Origin of the sequence: Paenibacillus sp. MDMC362 (assembly GCF_003269305.1) — a bacterium.
In the GTDB taxonomy this organism is placed as follows: domain Bacteria; phylum Bacillota; class Bacilli; order Paenibacillales; family Paenibacillaceae; genus Paenibacillus_AQ.
This window is the reverse complement of sequence record NZ_QLYT01000050.1, coordinates 80,352-102,140: the sequence shown is the minus strand read 5'-3', so window position 1 is coordinate 102,140 and position 21,789 is coordinate 80,352. Positions and strand designations below refer to the sequence as shown.

At 52.2% G+C, this 21,789-nt stretch carries 15 protein-coding genes; 3 read left to right on the top strand and 12 right to left on the bottom strand.

Features of this window, described 5'->3' with window-relative positions; all coding sequences use genetic code 11:
- The 11 genes from DP091_RS23650 to DP091_RS23600 form a co-directional block, all read right to left on the bottom strand.
- Positions 1 to 990, bottom strand: a complete 990-nt coding sequence (locus DP091_RS23650; RefSeq protein ID WP_071219527.1) for a 2-keto-3-deoxygluconate permease — start codon at positions 988 to 990, stop codon at positions 1 to 3.
- A 238-nt stretch (positions 991 to 1,228) separates the two neighbouring features.
- Complete coding sequence (locus tag DP091_RS23645; protein ID WP_113060549.1) at positions 1,229 to 2,941, bottom strand: sigma-54-dependent transcriptional regulator; 1,713 nt, start codon at positions 2,939 to 2,941, stop codon at positions 1,229 to 1,231.
- Positions 2,942 to 3,118: 177 nt separating this feature from the next.
- Positions 3,119 to 4,468 carry a glycoside hydrolase family 30 protein gene (locus tag DP091_RS23640; protein ID WP_113060548.1) on the bottom strand — a complete coding sequence of 450 codons (1,350 nt, stop codon included), beginning with the start codon at positions 4,466 to 4,468 and terminating at the stop codon, positions 3,119 to 3,121.
- 109 nt (positions 4,469 to 4,577) lie between these two features.
- Positions 4,578 to 6,221: a type 2 periplasmic-binding domain-containing protein gene (locus DP091_RS23635; RefSeq protein WP_113060547.1), complete on the bottom strand. Its 1,644-nt coding sequence runs from the start codon at positions 6,219 to 6,221 to the stop codon at positions 4,578 to 4,580.
- A gap of 83 nt (positions 6,222 to 6,304) precedes the next feature.
- Positions 6,305 to 7,189: a carbohydrate ABC transporter permease gene (locus tag DP091_RS23630; protein ID WP_113060546.1), complete on the bottom strand. Its 885-nt coding sequence runs from the start codon at positions 7,187 to 7,189 to the stop codon at positions 6,305 to 6,307.
- A gap of 24 nt (positions 7,190 to 7,213) precedes the next feature.
- Positions 7,214 to 8,203, bottom strand: a complete 990-nt coding sequence (locus tag DP091_RS23625) for an ABC transporter permease (RefSeq protein ID WP_181469904.1) — start codon at positions 8,201 to 8,203, stop codon at positions 7,214 to 7,216.
- 116 nt (positions 8,204 to 8,319) lie between these two features.
- Positions 8,320 to 9,339, bottom strand: a complete 1,020-nt coding sequence (locus DP091_RS23620) for a LacI family DNA-binding transcriptional regulator (protein ID WP_113060545.1) — start codon at positions 9,337 to 9,339, stop codon at positions 8,320 to 8,322.
- A 172-nt stretch (positions 9,340 to 9,511) separates the two neighbouring features.
- Complete coding sequence (locus DP091_RS23615; RefSeq protein ID WP_113060544.1) at positions 9,512 to 10,324, bottom strand: phosphotransferase; 813 nt, start codon at positions 10,322 to 10,324, stop codon at positions 9,512 to 9,514.
- Positions 10,317 to 12,536, bottom strand: coding sequence for a DEAD/DEAH box helicase (locus DP091_RS23610; RefSeq protein WP_113060543.1), 2,220 nt, complete (start codon positions 12,534 to 12,536; stop codon positions 10,317 to 10,319). Before DP091_RS23610 ends, DP091_RS23615 begins: the two co-directional genes overlap by 8 nt.
- On the bottom strand, positions 12,533 to 13,870 hold the full coding sequence (locus DP091_RS23605; protein ID WP_113060542.1) for an ATP-binding protein: 1,338 nt from the start codon (positions 13,868 to 13,870) through the stop codon (positions 12,533 to 12,535). Before DP091_RS23605 ends, DP091_RS23610 begins: the two co-directional genes overlap by 4 nt.
- Before the next feature lie 73 nt (positions 13,871 to 13,943).
- Positions 13,944 to 15,923 carry a TerB N-terminal domain-containing protein gene (locus DP091_RS23600; protein WP_113060541.1) on the bottom strand — a complete coding sequence of 660 codons (1,980 nt, stop codon included), beginning with the start codon at positions 15,921 to 15,923 and terminating at the stop codon, positions 13,944 to 13,946.
- 138 nt (positions 15,924 to 16,061) lie between these two features.
- On the opposite strand from DP091_RS23600, the gene DP091_RS23595 reads away from it, so the two are divergent.
- Together DP091_RS23595 and DP091_RS23590 are read left to right on the top strand one after the other, a co-directional pair.
- A complete protein-coding gene (locus DP091_RS23595; protein WP_113060540.1) occupies positions 16,062 to 16,724 on the top strand; it encodes a M50 family metallopeptidase in 663 nt (220 codons plus the stop codon).
- Between the two features lie 468 nt (positions 16,725 to 17,192).
- Positions 17,193 to 17,705 (top strand): GNAT family N-acetyltransferase, encoded by a 513-nt coding sequence (locus tag DP091_RS23590; protein WP_113060539.1) that lies wholly within the window; start codon positions 17,193 to 17,195, stop codon positions 17,703 to 17,705.
- Between the two features lie 116 nt (positions 17,706 to 17,821).
- Here the strand turns inward: DP091_RS23590 and DP091_RS23585 are convergent, their stop codons facing one another.
- Positions 17,822 to 20,611, bottom strand: coding sequence for a glycoside hydrolase family 2 protein (locus DP091_RS23585; RefSeq protein ID WP_113060538.1), 2,790 nt, complete (start codon positions 20,609 to 20,611; stop codon positions 17,822 to 17,824).
- Positions 20,612 to 20,758: 147 nt separating this feature from the next.
- Between DP091_RS23585 and DP091_RS23580 the strand changes: the two genes are divergently transcribed.
- Entirely contained in the window at positions 20,759 to 21,691 is a 933-nt protein-coding gene (locus tag DP091_RS23580) for an ArsR/SmtB family transcription factor (protein WP_113060537.1), read from the top strand.
- The last annotated feature ends 98 nt before the right edge of the window (positions 21,692 to 21,789 follow it).

Below are 21,789 nucleotides of genomic sequence, written 5' to 3'. Positions count from 1 at the left end.
CTATGATTCGGCATCTGCTGTATTTGTATCAAATGAGTGCCCTTTCTTCTCTAGACGCTTCACTAAAAATCCGACATATAAAGGAAGCAGGATGGCGGTCGTTACCACGGACGCCGCAACCTGCACCGTCGCGATATCGGTAAATGCCGCAAAGGAAGCATTCGCCGCCCCGATTGCAGCAGGCGTAGCCACGGCATTACCGGCTGTGGAGCCTTCCGCCGCCCCCACGATCGGATTCCATTTCAACGCTTTAAACACAAAGTATCCTGCGGTACCTGTAACGAAAACCGTCAGCAGTCCAAGAATGATACCCGACAAGCCTCCATCCACGATCGCTCCGAAATCAATGCCCATCCCAAGCGCAAATGCAAAGAACGGAATGAGCATGGAGCTGCCTTTGTCCAAAAACTTGCGCATCTCCTCATCCAAATTACCCAGCACCATCCCCACAATAATCGGAAGAAGAACCGAGATGAAGGATACGAAGGAGAACATGCCGTCCACGAATCCCATGGCGCCGAAGATTGATAAGGCCACCATCGTGAGGAAAGGTCCATCATTCAGGGCAAGCAGCGAATACGCAGCACGGTCTTCCTTACTGCCGTATTGGCCTACTAAAGCTACGAACAATCCCCCATTACTGTTGGTCATTGCCGCAATGACGGCAATCGGCGCCAGACCCAGCCACAATCCGTTTTCTCCGGCAAACAGGTAAGCGATCAGTCCGAACGCTGCACCGACCACCCACTTCGTGACAAGCAGCGTGGCCCCTTTTCCGACGGATACGCCAAAGGACTTGACGTTAATCTGTGCCCCCGTACAGAGCAGGAACAACGCGATCAATGTACTTGAACCGTTTACAAATAAAGACTCCGTAAAATTCCCGATCCGGAGTAGATCCGGTGCAAAGGTATTGATGACTGCTGCAATAAGCAACGGTACCACCATCATACCTCCAGGAATCCGATCCAACGTCGCTTTAATCTTCATTATTGTAACACCCCTTTAATAATTGTTTCAATATTAAACAATGATTCCATATTGAAATCGCTTGCAGGGTTTATTGTAAGTGCATACAATTAAATTTGCAACATATTGAAGATTAATTGTTGCAAATTTAAACAACTATTTGTTGCATTGCCTCTGGTTTATTGAAATATATCCCTCTTCATCCTAATATCTGCCGAAACGGAGGGATCTATTGATCGCATAAACAAAAAAGCTGAAACTATTGTTTCAGCTTTCTCCACAGGGTCGAACGGTTGATACCGAGCCGCTCCGCAACCTTCGTCTGATTAAATTGTTCTTCCTCCATAATCGCGTTGATGATCCTCTTCTCGATCTCATCCAGCGTACCATGAAGAAACTCGGGGCTCATCGCAGCTGACGGATGACCTTCCTTCTTGGCAAGAAGCCGGGAAATGAGCGGCTTGCCGATCACGTAGCCCTTCTCCTCCGTCACTGCGTCCTGGAGCAGGATTTTCAGCTCCGACACGTTCCCCGGCCAATCGTACTGGGTCAGCAGCTGAATCGCTTCATCCTTGATCTTGATCGGTGAAGTCCCAAGCGTGCCATGATAGGACGCAATATAATAAGTGACCAACGGTTTGATATCGTCCTTACGCTCGCGCAGAGCCGGGAGAGCAATCCTTGCCGCCTCCTCATCCAGCAGGAGGGGATGATAATTCGAATCGTCCTTTTCCAGCGAGAGGATCATCGTGAACGCCCTGTTTTTCATCTCGTTCATCCACTGCTTCAAATCCGCCATTTGTTTCGGATCGATCGCATCCAATCCATGGATATATAGCGTGCGGATATCGCTGTCCCAAGCTTCCTTTTCGTGGTTTTCCGACAAAGCCGCAGCCTGCTTTCCGGTAAGCCGGACATACAAGCCCCGGCCTTCGTTCTTTCGGTAATGAATATATCGGGAGAGCAGCTGCTTGCCTGTACCTGCTTCGCCGATGAGAATCATGGCACGGCTGTCCAGATGATCCTCGATCCGCTGCAGGCACCCGCGCATCGCCTCGCTTTGCGATATCAACATCGGCAATTGGGTCACGGCCTCGACATGATAGCCTGCGGCCTCCCCATTTTGCTTCATCTCGGAAAAAGTATACAGGTAGTACCGCTGTCCCTGTATTACTTTCAGTGTCCTTCTCTGTTTAAGCTTCCGGCTTCCGTCATCCTTAATCAGGACAGAGGCTTCCGCCTCCCGGTTTAGCCGCACATCGGCTTGCAAGGCTTCCGTCGGGAGCGGACAGGAGCCATAATCCGGCCACTGTTCATATACAACCTGTCCCTCCGCGTCCAATACGGCAAGGTTCGCAGCCGTTTCCTCCAGCAGTGCTTGCAGAAAGGATATTTCCCACTGCGTCCGTTCATGTAATCGAAACGCGGATTTGGCCTTTTGAAATGCATCGAAGATGGCCTCGCGCCCGGATTGGATCAGAATCCCTTCCAAATGGTGCTTGGCAGCTGCTTCTATCGTTACCACATCGCCCATGATTAATTCAAAGCCCTTCGCCTTCAGATCCTCGAGCAGCCGATCTACCTCTTCGGCCTTCTCTACCGTGAACACGTCAACCTCGATATCCAGCACATCGGTAATTGCTTTGGCTCCAAGCGTAATATTGGAGAAGCCCACAATGGCTTTTCTGCCTGGAAAATGATTGGCTAAGGTGAGCACGCGCAGCATGTCATAGCCTGAAACATGGACATCGATAACGGGAATCCGCACTTCGGGTTCGATCAGCTTGGCTGTACCGCCCCGGCTAATGATCACGTCATATCCCAGGCGTTCGCCTTCCTTGGCCAGAGGAACCGCTTCTAGCAAATTGCCGATCTCGACTCGCACTTCCAGCTCCGGCTCTTCCTTCCGGCATTCTTCTATTAAATGGCTCATTGCGGGATACGGAGCAATAAATAACGTTTTAATGGTCATGATTGTCACCTGTATTTTCTTTGGTAAACCTTATTCTTGTTATTATTCTACCGTTTCTATATGAAATTACCAACTCTATATATGAAAAGGCACCCCCGCCAAGGCAACCATCAACCAAAAAGGCCGACGGCGCCGAACAGGGTGCCTTATATTATTTAACTTATGAAAAATGTTACCTCAAACTAACGCCTCTATTAAAACGGACACGGCGCTTTTCGGCGCAAGGCGGAGGTTAAGGTGTTCCGTTCCTCGCAAGTGCAGTGCAGTACTCTCCTCTTGCTCGCTGTCGTTAAACAACACAACGGCAATCGATCCATCCGTGTTCTTGAATGCTACCGAACGGATGCACTCATTGCTGGTAGAAGCAATGCGAATCGCTTTCGGACGGATCACTTTACTAAAATGCGCCAGCGCATAGTAGTCCAGCGTATAGGTAAGCTCCTTCGTCTGCTGATTTACCGTCACTATGCCGCGGCAGGTGCTTTTGCCAAATCCCGGCACGGTAGGGCCGTTCTTCTCGTCCAGCGCCATATTCCACAGCACATAGGATTTGCTATGATTGCGGAGTATCTCGATTCCGGTTCGCATGACATTGGAGAAGGCCTGTTCAAACGGCGGGATCCACTCCCCGCCCGATCCTTCCGTGAAATGAACCTCTTTCCCCGGGAATGCATCGAACACTTCGGATTGGGCCGACGGCTTGCCGCCGTACCAGTGCCAAGCGACGCCATCCACAGCGTCACCCGCTTGCTCAAAAACGGTCAACGGGTAGTCCGGCTTGTCCCAGTTATGGTCGTAACAAAGGATTTTCGTATCGATACCGCTCTTCACGAATTGCGGCTTCAGATGATTCTTGATGAAATCGCTTTGCGCCTCGGGCAGCATGATCATGCCGGGATAATGACCCGGCGAGTATAATGCCTCATTTTGCGGCGTGATTGCATAGATTGGCAGCCCGTTGGCTTCATACCCCTGAATGTAACGCACAAAATAATTAGCATACACCGAATAGTATTCGGGTTTCAGCTCTCCGCCGATCATTGACCCGCTCGTCTTCATCCAGCCGGGCGGACTCCACGGGGAACCCATCAGCTTCACGTCCGGATTCAATCGCAGCGCTTCCTGCAGGAGAGGAATAACGTCTTCCTCGTCATGCGCAATGGAGAAATGCTCCAGCTCTACATCCGTCTGGCCTTCCGGCAAATCATTGTAACTGTAGAAATCACGCGCGTAATCCGATGCCCCCATCGGCTGGCGGAGTACGGATAACCCGATCCCTTCGTTTGGATCGAACAGCTGCGTCATGAGCTCTGAACGCTGCGTCGCATCCAGCACCTGATGGATCAAATAAGCAGCGGAGTCCGTGAAGGACGCGCCGAAGCCGTCCATCTCCTGAAACGTCTGCTCCTCATCGATGACAACCGTATGCTGCTGTGCACCCGAAGTTTCGGGTGTCAGCTGCGCCTTGTCTTTCTTCACGAATAATTCTTCTTCCCCGTTTGACTGGTAGATGGTGATGTTCAGCATGTTGTTTCCCTCCAGGTATCTTGTGTCTTCCTATCCATGGCCTACCGAAGATAACTTGGAAAGAGCCCCTCTCCTGTCAAAAAGGGGCCCTCCCACCATTACAGCAAAGTTATTTCAGCCCCAGCTTCTCTTTGTTCGCCTTCATCTTTTCGTTGCGGACTTCGACGATTTTATCCCAGTTGTTATCGTCCAGGAACTTTTTATATTCGTTCAAAAGACCATCGAAGGCTGCGTCGTCCTTGGAACGAATCATGCTGACGAGCGTGGAGTTCCATTTCGTATTGATGGCCGTCAGGGATCGTGCTTCCGGTGTTCCCTGATCCGGGTTGATGTTCTCCAAAATAAAGTGCGGCGTCAGCTTGCCTTTGCCCCATTCCTGCATTTGCTTGATCGCATCCGGGAATGCATCCCCGCTCAGCGCTTTATGGCGGTCATGCCCGAAGAACATAAATTCGCCCATGCGGTAATCCTTTTTGAAGGTATCCGGATTGTTCATCTGAAGATCCTTCACTGTAGGGAGGAACTCCACCGTTCCGTCTGCGTTCACTTGGTAAGTCTCGCCTTCGATGCCGTAATTCATCAGCATTTGTCCTTCTTCGCTTAACAGGTAGGTGAAGAGCTGAATCGACTTGGCAGGATCCGCATTATTTTTCGTAATGAAGCTGATCATCCAGCCGGTGATACCGGATTGGTTCAACGTCGGCTTGCGTCCTGCCGTGCTTTGCGGTCCGTCAATTGCGATGTATTCTTTGCCTTTGTTGTTGCTGTAGAAGCTCTGCAGGTTTCCGCCCTGCTGCGGCGTGCCGTCCAGCATGATCGTTGCGTACTTGCCCGCCTTTACCTTCTCTTCAAAAGCCGTTCCGTCATCGGCGAAGCTGTCATCGCTGATCGCGCCGTCCCGATATACGGTATTGAACGCCTTCACCCAAGTCAAATAATCTTCATCCAGATTACGGTTATAGAAACCGCCATTCTCCTCCAGGGGTACGCCGATGAAATCCTGCAGCACGTCGCCAAGCGAGCCTGTTCCTTCGCCGATGGAGTTGAATCCAAGTGGAATCAGAGCAGGGAATTGCTTCTTGATATCAGCGAGAACGGTCCGGAATTCCTCCGGCGTTCCCATAGCAGGCTGACCTAACGCTTCGTAAACATCCTTGCGGATGATAAATGCCGTTTTGGCTGGAATGTTACCGCTGTCATAATCCTCCTGGGTATTGGAGTAGTTCGGATATCCGTACGTCTTGCCATCCTTCAATTGGAACCAGTTGAGGGTATCCTGCGCCGCTACTTTATTGAAGTAAGGGTCGTATTTCTCGGCCAGATCGTTCAGCGGCAGCGCCCATGTCGCCGCCTTCTGCACAACCGGAGAATTGGAGTCAAACGTCGTAATCAGATCCGGCATGTCCCCGCCGGCAAAAAACGTATTCAGCTTGGTGTCGTCACCCGTGATGAATTTGATGTTGATGTTCAGGTCTTCCTTAATCTTTTTAGTTACAACGTCCTTGCCAAAATCCGTATTCCACCAATCCGCATTCACGTACCACGTAAGCTCGGTTGTCTCTTCTTTTTTATCCAGCTGCCAAGCCGGCGTCTCGGCATTCGGTGTATAACGATCCTCGATCGAAACCCAATTCTCCTTCTTGGAGCCGGATTTCCCGCCAGACCCGCCGCAGCCGCTCACAACCAGCACAACCGCCATCAGTGCCGTAATCAGCGTAAGTCCTTTCTTGCCAAAAGCTTTGTTCATCAACATCCTGTAACCCTCCCTTTGAATAAAAGCGCTTACTTTCCAAACCCTGACTTGCTTCTGTTCCACCCCTTTAAAGAGCAGCTTCTCTACTCCTTAACAGCTCCGAGCATCATGCCGGAGATAAAATATTTCTGTAATATTGGATACATCACAACAATCGGCAGCGTCGTCACGACAATTGTTGCTAGTTGGACCCCTTTGGTCGTTGTCTGAATTGCAACCGAACCGATATTTTGCATCGATTGGGTCTGGGACTGCACAATAATCTCATACAGCATCATCTGTAACGGATACAGCGACTGATCGGTGATATACAATTTGGTGGTCATAAAATCATTCCACTGCCCCACCCCGTTAAACAGGGCAATCGTCGCCATAGCCGGCATCGAGAGAGGAATGAAAATGCTCAGGAAGATTCTCCAGTCGCCCCCGCCGTCGATCTTGGCCGACTCTTCCAGCGAATCCGGCACGTTACGGAAGAAATTCATTAGAATAATGACATCGTAAAAGCTTAAGAGGGCTGGGATAATATAAACCCAGAAGCTGTTTAACATCCCCAAGTCTTTGATTAACAAGTACGTCGGAATCATGCCGCCCGAGAAAAACATGGTGACGACACCCATTGCGACGTAGAACTTGCGGCCGCGGACGTATTTTTTACTCAACCCGTAACCCACCATGGCACAGAAGAACACGTGCGTGATGACACCGACTAGGGTTTTGGCCACCGAGATGAAAAAGGCGTTCCATATATTCGCATCCCTGAACACGGCCTGATAATTCTCGAGCGAGAATTCCGTAGGCCAGAAGATGAACCCGCCCTCGGCAAGGGACCTGCCCGAGCTGAAGGACGAAACAACAACGTTCCATAACGGAACCACGATGATGATCGTAAACGTAACCAGTAAAATGATGTTAATCGTATCAAAGATCCGACTGTCGAGATCCCCTTTTGCTGCTTTCAAATTCACCGTAATACCTCCCTTTTGCACGACCTATAGGACGGATTGATTATCATTCAATTTACTGGTCACTTTGTTGGCCGTAACGAGCAGAATGACGGAGATGATGGATACGCCCAAACCAACGGCTGTGGCATAGGAGAAATCGCCCTGCGTCATACCCATCCGGTACACGTACGAGTTAATGACTTCGGCCTTTTCCCGGTTCTGCGAATTCATGAGCACCAGGGTTTGATCCAAATTTGATCCCAATAAACCGCTTACAGTCAAGATCAAATTCAAGCTGATAATCATCTTCATGTTCGGGATCGTGATGTTCCAGATCTGTCTCAAACGGCTGGCCCCGTCGATTCTTGCGGCCTCGTAGTAGGTAGGATCGATCTTCGCCATGATCGCCAGATACAGAATCGTTCCCCAGCCGGCCTCTTTCCAAATATCCGAAAGCGTGGCAATCCACCAATACTTGCTCGGGTCGAGCAAAATGTTTTGCGGCTGCGAGATCAGCCCCAAAGCAAGCAATATTTCGTTGAACAGGCCGGATGTCGAGAACCAGGTAATAAGCATGCCGCCCAATACGATCCAGGACAAGAAGTGGGGCAGGTAGGAGACGGTTTGGACGATTTTTTTGAAGCGCCCCATGCCCACCTCGTAAATCATGATGGCCAGAATGATCGGAATGACAAAGCCGATCGCCAATTTCAAGAAGCTGATGCCCAGCGTGTTGACCACGGAATCCCAAAAATACTTGTCCGACAAAATAATTTTGAAGTTATCCAAGCCAACCCACGGCGCGGAATCCAGCGTATCGATAACGGTGTAATTTTTAAACGCAATCGTCAAACCGTAAATCGGTATGTAGCAGAAGATGAACATGAAGATGACGCCGGGAATGATCATCGATTGAAGCTCCCATTGCCGCTTGTAATCCATAAAGAATTCCTTGATCCTCTGCCCCATCGGCTTTTTCCCGGTGGGTCGAACCGGGCCTGTGCCGGTTGACTGAACTGCAGCTGTTTTGCTCACCTGCTTAGCCTCCTTTGATTCAAACCGTCATAAAAACGTTTTTATTTTCGGCGAAAAAACACCCTGATTTTATTGAATCATTTTAAAAAACGACTGGGTAAGTCTCGTCTCTTCGCTTAACCCGGTTCATTCCGATTCATCTTCACATGACTGGAGCCGCGAACGACCAGCTCTCCCGGAAGCTTCTGAATCTTGCCCTTCTCTTTCTTCTGAATCATGCGCACCAGATGGTCCACGACCAGAATCCCCTGTCTGGCAATCTGATTGCGTACGGTCGATAAAGGCGGCGTAAAATACTGCGCGATATCGATATCGTCGAAGCCTACGACGCTGACGTCCTGCGGAACCTCGTATCCATGGGACTTCAAAGCCCGAATACAGCCGATGGCACTCACGTCATTACCGGCAAGGAAAGCGTCCGGCACTTTACCAGGGTGTAGGTGAAGAAACGATTTGACGGCGTTATAGGAACCTTCTTCCTCGAAATAGCCTTGCAGTATGTAGTCTCCGTCGATCGGGAATTGGCACTCCCGAAGCGCAGCCAGATATCCTTCCTTCCGCTGCACGCTGTCAAACATCGTATCCACGCCGGAAATGTAGGCGATTTTCTTATGCCCCAGGCTGATCAGGTACTTGGTTGCTTCATAACCGGCCACGTAAGAGTCGAATATAATGCTGCCCATCGTCTCACTCTGAACCTCGCGATCCAGGAAAACGGCCTTAATCTTGTCCTTCTCCATTGCGGCGATGTCTCTATCGTCGATCTTCAGCTCTTCAAAGATAATGACGCCATCCACCCGGCCGCCCATAATATTGCTCATGATTACCTGTTTATCCTTCGTCACAAACACGTTCAATCCATAACCCAGACGGTCACATTCGCGTGACATCGACTCCACCAGTGTATAGAAGTAAGGCCCTGACACGCTTGTCGTAAAGAAGCCCAGCATCTTGGTCTTCCCCGACTTCAGCAGCTTCCCGTTCAGGTTAGGCACATAATTGAGTCGCTCCGCCACCTTCAGCACATGGGATTTAGTCTCCGGGTTCAATACATCTACGTCGTTCAATGCATTCGAAACCGTAGAAATGGAGACGCCGGCTTCTCTTGCCACATCCTTGATTGTTACTTTACCCATATAACCATTCCATTCTTCCTTTGCGATAAAAACGTTTTTATGTACATAAGTTACCACATACGTGAAGTGAACACAATGCTTTTTTGGAAGGGGTTACAAATTTTTTTCAGTTATACTCAACGACCCTGGGGGGATAGATATGAAAAAAGCAGGCACTTCAAATCGGTACCCTTCATCGGTACCACTCTTCAAAGTGTGCCTGCAGAAATTGAACCTCTCGTTCGTAATGGGCCACATGTCCCTCATCGATCATGTTCTGGTAAGCCTTGTTGCCTTGTGCCGCACCGGTTGTGAGTGTATCGCATAATGCCTGGATGCGTCTTATAGTCCATTCTTTCAAGTTGGGAGGCGGTGATATGCCATAGGACTTAAAGAACAGCGATACTCTGTGCGTGCGATCCGCAGCATGTATTTCCGATTGATAAGGTATCGATGTCCCTGTAGTGTAATCTATTGCAAAGCTTGCCAGCGGGACTGAGGTGTACAGCATATAAACCATGTCCCAGATTCTTGGACCTGGCGCAACCAAATCAAAATCAATCAGTGCAACCGGCACTTCGTCTTGAAACACGATATTGTATGGCGCGGCATCATTGTGACAGACCACTTCTTCGTCCCATTCCCCCGAAACCTGAGAGTTATTTGCAACTTCCGGTTGGATTGAAGCTGCGGCAAAGCCCTGTACGGCGTCATGATAACGCCGTAACAACGCTGCACTCTGGATAAGGACATGTTCCGACCATATATAGGGTTTAAAATCAGGATATTGGTTTCCCGGCACTTCGCCAGGAATGTAAGACAAGATCTCACGACCGCTGTGATCAATGCCTATGAACTTGGGGGCGCCTTCAAAACCCTGCTTATCCAAGTGTCGAAGCAAGTCATGCACGAAAGAACTCCATTCAGTCGTACGATGAACGGTATTACCGATACGTACGACTTCGTTAACATTGCCACCAGGAAGTATTTCTTCCTTGTCACTCATTCGTAGCTCCCCTTCCCGCTGCTCCACGTGCCATCCCCAGCACCTCGGCCAGTCCTTCCAGATCCAGCCCGTCAGCGGCAAAAGCGGTGCGAACGAGCTTCGGCGGGGCGAACTCGTCATACTTGCCGAGATACGGCGCTTCGTCCGGATCCAGGAGCGCGCTTGCGTCCTCGCAATCCATCAGTTCCTGCTTGATTTCCTCCATCAGCGTCTTATGATCGACCCTACCCGCAACCACCATATAATACGGCTCCATCGGGACGATGGAGCGCAGCGCCAGCCGCTCGGACAGATTATGCTTCAGCAGTCGTTCCAGCGTGCGGAACTGCTTGCTGCCCGCCCAAGGCAGGATGAACAGGGAGTCGCCGCCCGCCGGTAGGACCACCTGCTTCAGCAGTCCGCTTTCCCGGGCGAGACGACGGGCCCGCTCCAGACGATTCACCGCGCCCGGCGCCAGATACGGATAAATGGCGCTGTCCGCCAGCACCTCCCGCATCTTCTGCACCACGCGAGTATGCACATCGCCGCCTGCGCCAAGCCACAAGGTATCGACCTTGCCCTTGGCCGACTTTACATACAGGGCCTTATGCTTCGTATCGACTTCCTCCACCTTCCACAGCTTGCCCGCGAGCGAGAAGCAGTAGCCCGGCGGCGGCACGGTCGTAATCGATCCGATTTCTTCGGACCCGTTATATACGACATGCTCTTCATCGTCCTTAAACACCGCGTAGAAGCGGTAGTTGTTCACGATTTTCTCCCCGCCAAGGCCGATGATCAAGCTTCCTTCCTCCGTACGCTGGATATGGTCCGTCTGCAGCAAATACTGCAAGAACTCCTTGTATTCCTCCGGCTCGATGCCGCGAAAAGCCGGCAGTGTCAGCACCGCTCTCGCCAGATCCGGCGGCTCTGCCTCGCCCATGCTCTTGAGCGTGCTCATCGTCTGATGATAGAGCACGCCCACCGGCTTCTTCCGCAGGGCCAGCGGTTCGACCCACTTCTCGCGAATATACAGCTCGATAACCGCAATAGCCCGGAGCAGCATCCATGGCATGCGCGCAGGCAGCATGGCCTCCTCGTCCTCGTCCTCCGGACAGAGGAACATCATCTCGGAGGCCTGATCCCCCCGCCGGCCGGATCGGCCCAGCCGCTGAACGAAGCTGGAGCAGCTGTACGGCGCGCCCAGCTGGATCACCCGCTCCAGCTCGCCGAGATCGATGCCGAGCTCCAGCGTCAGGGTGGCCGCCGCAACCGCCGGCCCCGGGCCTTCGCGGAGCGCGGCCTCGGCTTCCTCGCGCAGCATGGCGGAGATGCTTCCATGGTGCACATGGAAGACGTCCCGCTGCTCGCGCTTGGCCGCAATCCGGCGCAGCTCGAGCGTCGTCAGCTCGGCATCCGAGCGGCTGTTCGTGAAGACCAGCGCTTTTTTCAGATGCGTATTGTCGTATACGAAATCGTAATAGGCTTTACGGGCAAGCTCCAGCTGCTCCGCCTGCTTCTCATCCCTTGCATCCGGGAAAGAGAAATGCTCGACCGACAGCCGCAGCTTCCGCCCCCCTTGCGGCGAGACGACCTCGACCGCGTTTTTCGTGCCTGCGCCCAGCCAGCCGGCTGCGGTCTCGTAATCGCTAAGCGTAGCCGACAGCCCGATACGGCGAGGCGAACAGGAAGCCATCCGCTCGATCCGGGTCAGCTGGCTCAGCACCTGAATGCCCCGATCCGCTCCCATAAAGGCATGCACCTCGTCAATGATGACATACCGCAAATCCTGGAACAGTGCCGGGATGGCATTCGGCCGGTTCATGAGCAGCCCTTCAAGCGATTCCGGCGTAATCTGCAGCACGCCCGACGGCTTCTGCATCAGCTTCGTTTTCTCGGCTTGGGACACATCGCCATGCCAATGCCATACCGGCACCTGGCCCTCCTTCAACAGATCGGAGATGCGCTCGAATTGGTCGTTTATCAGTGCCTTAAGCGGGCCGATATACAGGATCCCGACCGAACTGGAAGGCGTGTTATACAGCTCCGTCAGCGCCGGGAAGAATGCGGCTTCGGTCTTGCCCGATGCCGTACCGGAAGCGATCAGCAGATGATGGGGCGTGTCGAACAGGACACGGCAGGCTTCCACCTGCGCCTCACGGAGTGTATCCCATCTTTTTTTATAGATAAACTCCTGAATGAACGGGGCCAGTCTGGAAAAAGGGTTCGCACTCATAATTCAAACTCCGCCAGCAGATCGTCCAGATCGTTCGAATCGGCATCATTCGGCCCTTTGCCCTGCGGCTGCGCTGCGGCACGCTCGCCTAGCAGCTCTTCAAACGCGGCCTCCGGATGCTGATGCAGCGTATGCAGCAGATCCATGAAATCCCGTACCACCTCGCGGGTGGTAAGCAGCTCCTCTGCTCCCAACCTATTCACGGCCGTCTGCATGAAGGCGATGAGCTGACCATCCGTCAACTGCGCTTCATATTTGAAGTGCAGGGCGTGAATATCGCGCAGCTTTTGCAGGAGAATCAGAATCTCCTCATACGACAGCATATCCAGCTTGAGGATGGGCGAAGTGTAGGTTCTTAGCGAGCTGCTGCCGTAGCGTCCGTCGATCAGGCGGGAACGCAGCGCGTCATAACTGAAGAGCCCCCGGCGCTCATCCTCGACAAACTGCGGCGTGCCGCCCATATAGATGCCCAGATGCTCCGCTTTGCCCTGCATCGTGTCGTTGAACATGGTCAGCAGCTTCTCGTAGTTGCTCTGGCGGGATACGCTGTTGGTGATTTTGTATAGATTCACCCCTTCGTCAATGAACAGCAGCAATCCCTTATACCCGATGACCGCCGTAAACTCGGACCACAGCTTCATATAATCGTACCAATTGTCATCATCGATAATGACCCCGACGCCAAGGTCCTTACGCGCCTCCGTCTTCGTCGGAACTTCCCCGCGGAGCCAGCGCAGAGCCGCTCCCTTACGGTCATCATCGCCAAGCTTATAGCCGTTCCAGTAGGCAGCCAACACCTTCGCAAAATCAAACCCGTGCACCAGATTCTGCATGCCGTTTGTCACCGCATAGATCTGCAGCTCCACCCGATCATTCAGGGCAGGATCATCTGGCCGCATGCCCGTCTCCTGCATGATGTCCTGCTGGATCGCGGCAATCCATTTCTGCAAAATGGCCTCCAGCGCGCCCCCGTCCGGACGCGTCCTTGTGGACAGATGGGTCATCAGCTCGCGGTATGTGGCAAGCCCTTGCCCTTTGGTGCCCACCAGCCGCCGCTCCGGCGACAGATCCGCATCCGCCACCACGAAATCACGGTCCATCGCGTAGTTGCGGATGATCTGCAGCAGGAAGCTTTTGCCGCTTCCGTAGCGGCCCGTAATCAGGCGGAAGGCGGCGCCGCCTTCGGCGATATTATCCATATCGCGCAGGATGGACTCCACCTCCGGCTTCCGGCCGACGGCGATGAACTCAAGCCCTACCCGCGGCACGACCCCTGCCGTTAAAGAGTTTACGAGGGCCGTTGTGAGCCGTTTCGGTATTTTTAGTTCCGTCATAGTTCCACCTCTTTCAAGCATCTTACAAACATCTCTCAAAACATAAAGAGCCAGTCTATTTCAACACGTCCGGTTACACGGACTTTAATGTTTCCAGCATATCTATATAATCATCCGCAATGGCCTCTCCATCGATCAAAAGATCACCGATGGTATCCATCGCGGCTTCATTGATCTCATCGAGCAGTAACGCTGGCATGGAACCGGCCCTCTCCGCAATTTGCTGCAGCTCCGAGCGGTTCGGTCCCGCTTTGAGGGCGTGGAGAACTTCCAGATGGATAGGATTGAGACGCTCTGCGAGCTCCTGCCATTCCTCATCCTCTACCTCCCATTGCCACAACTGCTCTCCTACTGTAGGCATCCCTATAAGGGCCTCTACATCTACGACGTGCGGGTCTATAACGTGGATGCCCCCAACTTCAGATGAATCCTGTTCTAGAGAGCCCATGGATTCCATCAAGCGATCATCAGCACTCCCTGACGGCTCCATAGACCTTCCGTTCGCTGCTTCTGATTCCGATTCTTCCGTGTTCACGGAATGAACACTGACATTTGCTTCATCAAGCTGATCACGCACCTCTAAAGAATCGAGCTCATAAGGATCCGCATCAAAATCCATCACAGCCTGGAACACATCCGGTTTCTTCGCCGCCGATTTTCGGGAAGACCGACCATTGGAAGGTACAGCCATGTTACTGCTTGCTCCCGAATCTTCGGAGTGACCTGAAGAAGCACCAACAGATGGAGCAGACTCCGGTGCCGGCTGGCTGTTGATTACTTCAGCCTGCCGCCCCGCTTCCTCCGTAAGCAGCATGTCGCGGACCTGGTCCGACTCCTGCTGTAATCGGCGCAGCTTCCCTGTGTCGATCTGAACCTCAGGTATCGCTTGTATGCGCTGGGCCTCTATCTGCTCCTGAATCTCTTTTTTCAAATAACGGGTGATGACCTCTTCCACTTTGGGCTCAACCACATCCGCACCACGGAGCCGTCCCTTGAAACCTCTCAGCTCCCGCAGCTTATTCTCGGTCAAGCGTACCAGCGCCGTTATATAAGAGCGCAGAGGAGCGTACTCGCTTAAGGACACCACCGTCAACACGACGTTTCGCCCGTATAACCCATGATCGTACACCGCACTGCGGAATAAATGCCTTTTCACCTGCCGGGGCCGCGGCTGAAAGCGGTCGATGAAGCGCTGCCCCTTCATTTTGGCTAAGTAACTGTCCACAAGGGCAATCACTTTGGGTGCATATTGTTCCAGATCCTTGCGGCCACTCTCCTGGTAAAAACGGCTCTTCTCCACGTCATAATCCAGCAGGTCCAGCAGCAGGTCCCATGTCAGCTCTATCGGCTGGAGAGAGAACCGTCGCTTCCATTCCCTCTCCTTCAGCTCACTGGATAGAACGCGCGGAAAGCGCTCGTACGTTTCCCGGATCGGCATATCCAGGCTATGCACGATCATAAAATCATATAGCCACTCCCGCAGGTACGTATCCAGCTTGGCATACCGCTTGCGGTAGGCCGCCCATGCCTGCTCCATCAATCCATAGCCCTGCAGGGGATCGCTCCAGCCCACGCCATGGATCAGCTCGTAAAAATAGACAAATAAATAGGATAAGTCCGTATCCGGGTACCGCCCGGACCTGACTTCCTCCCGCCAGTAAAAATACCATTTGAACTGGTCGCTGGCCATCTGGTCGTAAGTCGGCCAATAGCTTTTGAAAGCCACAAAAGGGGCCTCTCCCTCCACATGCCATGCGAGCTCCCTTGCTTTCTGCACGAATTGCTGCTCCTTGGTCACGTAGCGAAATTCCTCGCCCCAGTTCATATCCAGCGGCTGCTGCGGCTTCACAATCAAGGATTTCTTCGTTGGTGCCACAGGATTCATGGGTTCCTGCTCCTGATTCAGCATAACTGACTGCTTGTCCGGCAGCGAAATGTCCTGCTCATCACCGGCCAGCTCGAATTCGGCAAAGCGAATCCCTTGGTCGCTCACGTGCGTAGTTTGTCTTATATGTTTTATGTGATTGTCGTTGTTAGGCTTATCGTTTGTCATCGAACATGAACCTCCGTCACAACTTCAATTATACCATTTAACCTATAGGGACTACCCGGTTTTCACATGTTTCTCATCTGTATTATAATGGACGGAATGACAGTCTAGCGAATGACTTTATGCTGAAAGGACCTTCGAATGAATAAATGGCTGAAAGCATTGTTATTTCTAGTGGGCGCGGCTATTCTGACAAGGCTGATCCCCTTCTCTTCCTGGTTCCGTATCCTGGATACGATGGTCCATGAGCTGGGGCATGCCGTCATGACCCTACTGATGTCGGGGCGGGTGCTCAGCATCGAGCTGAATCCGGATCACAGCGGCGTGACCTATTCCATGCTGGCTTCCGGCGGCTGGAGTCCGATTATCGTCTCGCTTGCAGGTTATATGTCGGCGTCCCTGTTCGCCATTCTGATGTTCTACGGCTATGCCAAGAAAAAACAGGCCACCGGCCTGATCACCATTACCGTGCTTGCCCTCATTATGATCATCTTCTTCGTTCGTGCCGGCTATGGATTATGGTGGCTCATTATTTTTATGATCGTGAATCTGATCTTCTATTTCCTCGGCGAAAAGATCCGCAATTTCTACTACCTGCTGCTTGCCTTTCTCGTGCTGGAAGAGTCCGTGGTCGGTCCGCTAACCCTCCTGACCATGGCGCTGACCCAGCCCAAACAAGCAGGCGACGCTTCCAACCTGGCCAATATGACCGTGCTCCCGGCCTTCGTCTGGGCACTGCTGTTCCTGCTGTTCTCCCTGTGGTGCGCAAGGTTAGCGCTCCAGCTGTTCTGGAAGAAGCGGTGAAACAGGCTCGTCGCAAGACCGGCAAAAGAAGCCAGCGTTATCCAATCTTTGGGATGGCGCTGGCTTTTTTATAAGGACCCGTTCGCAGTTTAGAATGTCCTCAGGCATGGCGTTAACTGATGATATTAATAGTTCAAAGAAGGTGCTTGCATCCTATAACATCGAGTTTTCATTGCAGGATCGTCCCTTTAGTCTACAAGAACGCTTATACGCGTGTTCCTCCTATCGACTTAGAAGGATAAAAATTGAAACACGAAGAATTAAGTTGAAGGTAAACGAAAATGGCAGCAGCTTTATTACATAACAACGTATCCAAGCTGGGGCATTGACCATGGTCTGCCCGAGGCTTTTAGAAGAAGTATTTTAGTAGTTATATTACTCTGTACAAGATAATTCTGATTGGTGGTTGAGTTTAGGGGAGTGGCTTGAGAACTGAATACTAAGCACTAAGGATTTGGGGTGAAATCGATGAAGGAAGTTCAAGAAAACAACCATATTGATGTGTACCGTGCAACAGAAGCTGATAGTCGAATCATACTTGATCTTTGGAAAGGGTCTGCAAGATGGATCCAATCCAAAGGGATTAATCAATGGAACCCGGATCAATTGAGTATGAATCAAGTTTATGAGTGCTTCAATAACGGGTTTGAATTTTATTTGGCGCGATTGAACGAAGAAGTTGTAGGAACATTATATATCTGTTGGTCAGATCCAATTCTATGGGAAGAACTCGATAATCATGAATCAGGATACATACATAGGTTTGCGGTAAGCAGAAATCATACAGGGCATGGAATAGGTAAACAATTGATACATTGGGCTGAAAGATATATTAGAGGTAAAGGCAAAAACCATATAAGACTCGATTGTATGGCCGAGAATACGAGATTAAACCAATATTATCTCGATTTAGGATATAAACATGTACGATTCTTAAATTGGAGTAATGGATGGAAGATTAATTTATATGAGAAGCGCTAAACGAATAATCAGCATAAAAAAATGGGCTGCCCGGCAAGTCGTTGTTCACTACGAATGGACAGCCCGCTTACGATTAAACTTTACTTTAAAGGTTTGGGCTTGTATCTGTCACGATATCACCGACACCGCACCAGTAAATCGATCGGATAGCGGCCTGCATTCCGACCATACAGACTCATGCCGCCTTCCTCGGCCCGCAGCTCCAGTCGGAAGCTGCGCTTGCGATCAAGCTCTGCCGCGAGTCTTCCCGGAACCTGTGCCTGGCACAGGTATCCGTACGAACCGGCCTCTTCCAGAAGGTTGTGGACCGGCTGATAGTGCCACGACAGCACGCCTCGACTATCGGCAGGGTCATCCGCGAGCACAGCCTCGCCGATTTGGACATCGTCCACCCAAACCGATACACGGGATTCATGCAGCTCTTCATCCGTCATATAGTACGTGCTCGGGTTATACTCCACGTCCGCCGACGCCCCGTGCATAAAGTCAATTCCGTGCGTGCGATGCCGCGCCCCCTCGATATTTCTGGCCAATAAGCGTTTTGCGCCAACCTCGAAGAATATCTCGATATCGCGGATCAGCGGCTGTTCGTCATGATCCGGCAGCTGCACGTCATAAACGAATCGTCCCTCTCCGCCGCCATTCACTTTGGAGCCTTGAAGCGCCTCCCACATGTAAGCGAAGCTCTGATCACGGAATGTGTTAACCGGGATGCTTACGGTGCTGCCTTCCGCTCCATCGTTCACCTGACCTTTTCCGCCACGAACATCAAACGTCGTAAAGTTGCGCGTTACCACGCCGCTTCCTTCATTCAAGAGACGAACTCCGAGGATCCCAACCGCATCGGTCTTCGGCATGCGAAGCTTGAGTTCCGTTAGTGGCGCAACACCGTAGCCGTCCCAGACCACATCCAGGGTGCCTTGATCAGCGACAACCTTCGTTCCGAGCTGATCATAGGATAATTCCCAAGCCAGAATAAGCTTCTGTCCATGGTATTGATCCGAATAACTGGAGCGCAGCAGCGGTATGACAGCCTCTGCCCCTTGGTCCAGCGTCTGACAAGGCGGTGCGTCAATAACGATGAAATCCGGCGTGTGCAGATCGGCGATCGTCATGCCCGGCACAAAATCCTCGTACCCGAATTTTTTGTCCGTCCCATCCAGACGGTAGTAGCCGTTAAATTCGTTTGTCACGTCACGGAACTCCGTAAATACGAAGCCGCACAGCTTATCATGGCGCCGGAACTCGTTCAGCATGTAACGGTAATGCCACGCGAGATCGCTGTCCCCGGCTCCTCCGTCAATTCCCCACACGTTTCCGCATTCACTGTTCATGAGCGGAGCGTCGCCTTGTTGGTTGCCGCCGATATAGTTATGTTCGGACCCTGGATAGGTCTTCTGGACAATCTCCTCGATATGATTGCGCAGCGGTTCATAACCGTTGATGTAAAAATGCCAAGTATTGATATCCGTCTCCACATGATCGTAGGCGCATGGAGAATTGTCTTCCACAATCCGAGTCGGGTCCAGCTCCTTGGCCCATCTGTATTTCTCCCTTACCCACTCCTGGGTCTCCGGAAGATAATACCGATGCTGCCCTTCGCCGCCCGTCAGGCCGGCGGACTCGCTATCCGTGCGAAGCCCCCAAGTCTCGTTAAACATGACCCATGAAAAGATTGAAGGATGATTCCGGTCCCGCTCCATCACTTCCAGCGCCTCGCGCTCATAGGCGGAACGCGCCGTTTCATCCGGATTGCCCCAGAAGCACGGCATATCCTCCATCACCAGAATTCCAAGTTTATCCGCCCAATACAGCTTGCGGGGCTCCTCCGGCTTGATATGAATCCGCACGAAGTTCAGTCCCAGCCGTTTCATCAGATAGATCTCGTCCCGCATCTCCGTATCCGTCGGGTAAGTGAAGAATCCCATCTGGTGGTAGGATTGGTCCAGCGTTCCGTTCAAATAGACCGGCTTTCCGTTCAACGTGATCCAGCGGTAATCCCGTCCGTCAAACTTCGCCGTTCCGATCTCGCGTATGCCAAAATAAGTATGGACGACATCTTCGCCGGATGAACCGGCCAGTCGCAGCTCCCCTTCGTATAAATGAGGCGTTTCAGGACTCCACAACCGCGGGTCGTGGACTTGGAACACCGTTGCCCGTTCATTCGTGCCTTCTTGCAGCTCCCACTCCACCTGATGCGTAACCGAGCCCCCCGCAAACGAGAGTTGAAGTGTCACTGTCCCTGCTTCTTGAGCCTGGATCTTGGATTTCAATCCGATCCGACCGTCAATGGAAGTCGTAAAGATAGCTTGCTCCAAGTAGGTTTGCGGCCGGGCCTCCAGCCAAACGGGCTGCCAAATGCCTCGGATCTCGCCGTACCCCTGCTTCCCTCGGGCCTGGTAATTGTGGTCGAAGTCCTCTGCACGCACAACGATCGTATTGTCTTTTACCGAATCCCACACCGTTGTCACGTCAAACTCGAAGGTTCCGTAGCCGCCTTGATGCGAGCCGACATGCTTGCCGTTAACCCATACATCACACAGATAATCGACGGCACCAAACCGCAGAAAGATCCGGGACTGGCTCCCGGTTGGCTCCCACTTCACGGATCGACGATACCAGCCTACCCCCTTCTCGTTACGCTCAATGCCGGACAGGGGACTAACCCAAGAGAAGGGCACCGTAATCTCTGAAGTAAAAAGGCTGGCGTCTCCACCCTCCAGGGCAGCAGCGTATCCATCGGCGCCCGTACCCGCTTGTTGCCGTTCATCATCTGATCCTTCCGTGTCGAGCCGGAACGACCACTGGCCGTTCAAATTCAACCAGTCTTTTCGCTCAAAATCAGGTCTGGGGTACTCCGCCCGCGGAATTTCCGTGTGAATGGAGGGTGCTACAGGAGTCTTCATGAAGCGTACACAACCTTTCCTTTTTCTGAATTTGCCCCTATTCTAGCATCTGTATATAATAAATGCAATGTACATTATACTTTTACAATATAACAAATGTGTTGTACACTTGGAGCTACTACAACTCTTCAGTAAAGGAAGGGGATTATGAACGAATCGAAGCTGGAAACCAACCGTTATCCGGCATCCCGGATCGTGGAAGTGGCCAAGGCCCTATCCAGTGATGTCCGTGTCCGCATCCTTGAAGCGCTCGGCGATAAACCGATGAGTGTCGGTCAATTAGCAGAGGCGCTAGGGATTGCGCAGCCTACGGTGTCCATTAATGTCCAAATGCTGGAGCAAGCGGAGCTGATCGTCTCTTCGCAAGGAGCAAACCGGGAAAAAATTTGCGCCGTCACCTGCCGCTCCATTTTTCTCGAGCTGCCATCAAAGCCGGGCGAGGGGCTGCAGCGTACGGAAGAAATCCACATGCCGATCGGCATGTTCTCCCACTGTTATATCGAGCCAACCTGCGGGATGGCAGCTCGGGACGGATCTCTGATCGGATCCCCTGACGATCCGCGCGCCTTTTACATGCCGGAACGAACGGAGGCTGCGCTGCTCTGGTTCTCGGGATCGGGATATATCGAATATTATTTTGCGAACCCTATGCCGCCCGGAGCGGCCCTCGATGAGCTGCGCATCCGCGCGGAGCTTAGCTCCGAGGCTCCCTCCTTCCAGCAGGATTGGCCATCCGACATCACGGTTAGCATCAACGATCTTCCTGTAGGCACTTGGAGGAGTCCCGGTGATTTTGGTGATCGCAAGGGGAAACTCACCCCGGATAAATGGAGAAGCGGCAGTGAGTACGGTAAGCTGACGGAATGGCGCGTAACCAAACAAGGCAGCCAGGTCAATGGCCACGAGTCCAGCGCCACGACCATCGATTCGCTGGAGCTTGCCTTTAACCGGCCAATCCGCGTCCGCTTTGAAGTGAAGAAAGATGCCGAGCACCCGAACGGCTTGAATCTCTATGGTTCGAGTTTCGGGGATCATCCGCAGGACATCATCCTGTCTTTTGTGCGGTACACGGAAGCCTAACAGGCGGCCACAGCCACAAGAAGCACAACACGGCAAATCTAATAATCAACCGAATGAAGACAAAAAAGGCTATCCCATGCCACCTCTCTTGGCGACTA

Coding starts and splice junctions, on each gene's coding strand:
- DP091_RS23650 (WP_071219527.1), bottom strand. CDS start 990: ATGAAGATTAAAGCGACGTTGGATCGGATTCCTGGAGGTATGATGGTG.
- DP091_RS23645 (WP_113060549.1), bottom strand. CDS start 2,941: ATGACCATTAAAACGTTATTTATTGCTCCGTATCCCGCAATGAGCCAT.
- DP091_RS23640 (WP_113060548.1), bottom strand. CDS start 4,468: ATGCTGAACATCACCATCTACCAGTCAAACGGGGAAGAAGAATTATTC.
- DP091_RS23635 (WP_113060547.1), bottom strand. CDS start 6,221: ATGTTGATGAACAAAGCTTTTGGCAAGAAAGGACTTACGCTGATTACG.
- DP091_RS23620 (WP_113060545.1), bottom strand. CDS start 9,339: ATGGGTAAAGTAACAATCAAGGATGTGGCAAGAGAAGCCGGCGTCTCC.
- DP091_RS23615 (WP_113060544.1), bottom strand. CDS start 10,324: ATGAGTGACAAGGAAGAAATACTTCCTGGTGGCAATGTTAACGAAGTC.
- DP091_RS23610 (WP_113060543.1), bottom strand. CDS start 12,536: ATGAGTGCGAACCCTTTTTCCAGACTGGCCCCGTTCATTCAGGAGTTT.
- DP091_RS23605 (WP_113060542.1), bottom strand. CDS start 13,870: ATGACGGAACTAAAAATACCGAAACGGCTCACAACGGCCCTCGTAAAC.
- DP091_RS23600 (WP_113060541.1), bottom strand. CDS start 15,923: ATGACAAACGATAAGCCTAACAACGACAATCACATAAAACATATAAGA.
- DP091_RS23595 (WP_113060540.1), top strand. CDS start 16,062: ATGAATAAATGGCTGAAAGCATTGTTATTTCTAGTGGGCGCGGCTATT.
- DP091_RS23590 (WP_113060539.1), top strand. CDS start 17,193: ATGAAGGAAGTTCAAGAAAACAACCATATTGATGTGTACCGTGCAACA.
- DP091_RS23585 (WP_113060538.1), bottom strand. CDS start 20,611: ATGAAGACTCCTGTAGCACCCTCCATTCACACGGAAATTCCGCGGGCG.
- DP091_RS23580 (WP_113060537.1), top strand. CDS start 20,759: ATGAACGAATCGAAGCTGGAAACCAACCGTTATCCGGCATCCCGGATC.